Below are 701 nucleotides of genomic sequence, written 5' to 3'. Positions count from 1 at the left end.
GTCGTGAAAGTGCTGATGAGCAAAACACCCTCGAAGAGACGGTGCGCCGACTTTACCTCGACGACTATATGCGCCAGTGGGATGTGCTGCTGCAGGATATTCAGCTGCAGCCAATCAATAACCTCGGCGAACGCATCAACACCGCACGCCTGCTGTCGGGACGGACTTCCCCCCTGCGCCAGCTGATTATTAACCTCAGCCGCAACCTGACGTTGACGCCACCGGAAGATGAAAAAGAGAAACAGGATAAGCCGTCGCTGCTGGAACGCAGCACCCACTATGTGAATAACAACGCCACCGCCACGCTGCAGGCGCTGTTCCGCGCACGCAAAGCGGCGCAGAGCGGCAACATTGAAGCGCCGGAACAGCGGGTCATGGCGCACTACGCCAGCATTATTGAACAGGCGCAGGTGAGCGACCCGAAAGAGAGCAGTATCCCGTTTGATGCGCAGTTGAAAGATATCGACGACCTGTACAGTTATCTCACTGCGGTGCAGGACGCCAGCAACAGCGGCATGTCGCCTCCGGACAGCAGCATCATTTCACGGATGCAGGCCGATGCCGGACGTCAGCCAGAACCGTTCCGCACGCTGCTGCTGGAGCTGGCGGTCGGTGCCAGCAGCGACACGCAAAAGCGCACCATGAGCAATATGCAGAAGCGGGCGGGCGTGGAAGTCGGCAGCTTTTGCCGCAGCGCGATC

The 701-nt window shown here is 59.2% G+C and carries 1 protein-coding gene; it reads left to right on the top strand.

Annotated features, from left to right (window positions below; genetic code table 11):
- Positions 1-701: ImcF-related family protein (locus tag H7A81_RS27465; RefSeq protein WP_304622207.1), on the top strand; the 701-nt coding region annotated here is incomplete at both ends.

It is taken from the genome of Pantoea sp. ME81, assembly GCF_903970985.1.
Taxonomy (GTDB): Bacteria; Pseudomonadota; Gammaproteobacteria; order Enterobacterales; family Enterobacteriaceae; genus Pantoea; species Pantoea communis.
This window is presented reverse-complemented; position numbering and strand designations above follow the sequence as displayed.